The 3,067-nt window shown below is 59.1% G+C and carries 2 protein-coding genes and 2 rRNA genes; 3 read left to right on the plus strand and 1 reads right to left on the minus strand.

What is annotated here, in order from left to right; translation table 11 throughout:
- The 3 genes from BGP00_RS05185 to adh all read left to right on the plus strand — a co-directional run.
- A 23S ribosomal RNA gene (locus BGP00_RS05185) occupies positions 1-344 on the plus strand; the annotation flags it as partial.
- 173 nt (positions 345-517) lie between these two features.
- A 5S ribosomal RNA gene (gene rrf / locus BGP00_RS05190) occupies positions 518-632 on the plus strand.
- 235 nt (positions 633-867) lie between these two features.
- Positions 868-2,388, plus strand: coding sequence for an aldehyde dehydrogenase (adh, locus tag BGP00_RS05195; protein WP_168603062.1), 1,521 nt, complete (start codon positions 868-870; stop codon positions 2,386-2,388).
- A gap of 50 nt (positions 2,389-2,438) precedes the next feature.
- Here adh and BGP00_RS05200 read toward each other — a convergent pair whose 3' ends face one another.
- Positions 2,439-2,804: a hypothetical protein gene (locus tag BGP00_RS05200; RefSeq protein WP_292694477.1), complete on the minus strand. Its 366-nt coding sequence runs from the start codon at positions 2,802-2,804 to the stop codon at positions 2,439-2,441.
- Between the last annotated feature and the right edge of the window lie 263 nt (positions 2,805-3,067).

Here is a 3,067-nt window from a genome sequence, read left to right on the forward strand (position 1 = left end):
CCCAAGGGTTTGGCTGTTCGCCAATTAAAGTGGTACGTGAGCTGGGTTCAGAACGTCGCGAGACAGTTTGGTCCCTATCTGCCGTGGGCGTCGAAGTTTGAGAGGAGTTGTCCCTAGTACGAGAGGACCGGGATGAACATGCCTCTGGTGTACCTGTCGTTCCGCCAGGAGCGCAGCAGGGTAGCTATGCATGGACGGGATAACCGCTGAAAGCATCTAAGCGGGAAGCCTCCCTCAAGATAAGACTTCATCGAGTCGTGATAGACCATCACGTTGATAGGCCGGGTGTGGAAGTGCGGTAACGCATGAAGCTAACCGGTCCTAATAACTCTGTTCATGCTTGAGAACCTGCACTGTCAATATCAGTCCTGCGCTTACCCGAGGGGAAGCGCGAGACCTGTGCGACGGCAAGGGCGATGGCTCGAGCCGGAATACATCTGAAAGATTGGCGTCTGATCGCAAGATTGGCGCAAAGCACGGCATCAAAAACCCGATTAAGCAACCGCAGACCATATTGCTTGGTGACCATAGCGTCAGTGCCCCACCCGATCCCATCTCGAACTCGGCCGTGAAACCTGACCGCGCCAATGGTACTAACGCTCAAGCGTTGGAAGAGTAGGTCGTCGCCAGGCATTATCGTCTGCGGTTGTGAAGGTTGGATCGAACCCATTCATAATGGCGACCTGTAAGGTCGCATAACAAACCCCTCGGGCAAAACCTGAGGGGTTTGTTGCGTCTGAAGTCCTTGGAATTTCATCAATCTTGCGGCCCTTATCCCAATGGCCAATTTCGTCTGTCTGACAATTGGTGAAAACCTTTCTCGTAGTCCCAGCGCCCGATGCTGGTGAATCGAGAGGAGCTTGCAAGATGGACGCCGTATCGGCTGATCGCCTTGGCGCAGTAGCGCCGTTTCCCGCCAAGTATGAAAATTTCATCGGTGGCAAGTGGGTGGCCCCGCGCGCGGGTCGCTATTTCGACAATATCTCGCCGATCAACGGCAAGGTGGTGTGTCAGGTAGCCCGTTCGGACGCTGATGATATCGAACTGGCGCTTGATGCCGCTCATGCCGCCAAGGACGCCTGGGGCCGCACCTCGCCTGCCGAACGTTCGCGCATCCTGCTCAAGGTTGCCGACGTGATGGAGCAGAACCTTGCCCTTCTCGCCACCGCCGAGACGTGGGACAATGGTAAGCCGATCCGCGAAACCATGGCCGCCGACGTTCCGCTCGCGATCGACCATTTCCGCTATTTCGCAGGCTGCATCCGCGCTCAGGAAGGCAGCATCGGCGAGATCGACCATGACACCGCCGCCTATCACTTCCACGAACCGCTGGGCGTTGTGGGGCAGATCATTCCGTGGAACTTCCCGCTCCTGATGGCGGCATGGAAGGTAGCGCCTGCACTGGCCGCCGGTAACTGCATCGTGCTCAAGCCTGCCGAGCAGACCCCGGCCTCGATCCTCGTCCTGATGGATCTGATCGCTGATGTGCTGCCCGCCGGCGTGCTCAATGTCGTCAACGGTTTCGGCCTCGAAGCCGGCAAGCCGCTGGCCCAGTCCAAGCGCATTGCCAAGATCGCGTTCACCGGTGAAACCAGCACCGGCCGCCTGATCATGCAGTATGCTTCGGAAAACCTGATCCCGGTTACGCTGGAACTGGGCGGCAAGTCGCCCAACATCTTCTTCGCCGACGTCTGCAACGCCGATGATGACTTCTTCGACAAGGCGATCGAAGGCTTCGTGATGTTCGCGCTCAATCAGGGCGAGGTTTGCACCTGCCCGTCGCGCGCCCTCATTCAGGAATCGATCTACGACCAGTTCATGGAACGCGCCCTCAAGCGCGTCGAAGCCATCGTGCAGGGCAGCCCGCTCGACATGGCCACCATGATCGGCGCGCAGGCCAGCCAGGAGCAGCAGGAAAAGATCCTGCGCTATATCGGCATCGGCCGTGATGAAGGCGCAGAAGTCCTGATCGGCGGTGAAGCGGGCCAGCTCGGCGGCGATCTGGCCGGTGGCTATTACGTGAAGCCCACCGTGTTCAAGGGCCACAACAAGATGCGCATCTTCCAGGAGGAAATCTTCGGGCCGGTGGTGTCGACCACCACCTTCAAGACCCCTGAGGAAGCTCTTGCCATCGCCAATGACACGATGTTCGGTCTTGGCGCGGGCGTGTGGAGCCGTGACATCAACACTTGCTACCGCTTTGGGCGCGCTATTCAGGCGGGCCGCGTGTGGACCAACTGCTACCACGCCTATCCTGCCCACGCCGCCTTCGGTGGCTACAAGCAGTCGGGCATTGGCCGCGAAACCCACCGCATGATGCTGGACCACTATCAGCAGACCAAGAACCTGCTGGTGAGCTACAGCCCGAAGAAGCTCGGCTTCTTCTGATCGCTGAAGTGCAAAAGAAGAAGGGCGGCGCCGCAAGGCCCGCCCTTTTTTTATGCGCGGGACGAAAGCCGCAGCCGCCCCGCCACAATGCCATGGATCACCAGCATCGCGCTCGTTGCCACCATATCAGCCACCCAGTCGCGCCAGTCGCAATTGCGGTGCAGGCTTGGGATCGCCTGAAATACCTCGATCAGCGCGCCAAACAGCGCCATACGCTCCAGCACCCGCAAGGACGAGGTCATGGGATAGCCGATCCGGGCCACCAGCGTCAGCACGGCAAAGGCGGTCATATGGGTAAATTTGTCGCCCATCTGGTCGAGCGGCGTGGCAGGCGGCTTGGGCGAAAGCGCCATGAAGGTTGTGAAGGCCAGCAAGGGCCAGAGGCCCAGGCGCGCGAGCGCTTTCATATTCAACATGATCCGGTTTTCCTGTGATCCGCGCGGCAAGTCTGATCGGCCTTGGTGAAACTTACGGGGTTCACCTTAGGCGTGGGCAGGCGGAACGACCATACGCCCAACCTGCAAAAAAGCGCGGCAGGCTATCGACCCACCGCGCTTTCAATCCATTGCAGAGAGAAGGCCCCCTGGCCTGCTGCCGGTTTGATGGACACCGAGATAAGGTGTTTTCATCAACCGGAGTGATCGATGCAACGAAGGAAGTTCAGCCGCGAGTTCAAGCT

The organism is Novosphingobium sp. 63-713 (genome assembly GCF_001898925.1).
In the GTDB taxonomy this organism is placed as follows: Bacteria; Pseudomonadota; Alphaproteobacteria; order Sphingomonadales; family Sphingomonadaceae; genus Novosphingobium.

Excerpts from the sequence above, each read along its gene's own strand:
- adh (WP_168603062.1), top strand. The coding sequence starts at position 868 with ATGGACGCCGTATCGGCTGATCGCCTTGGCGCAGTAGCGCCGTTTCCC.
- BGP00_RS05200 (WP_292694477.1), bottom strand. The coding sequence starts at position 2,804 with ATGTTGAATATGAAAGCGCTCGCGCGCCTGGGCCTCTGGCCCTTGCTG.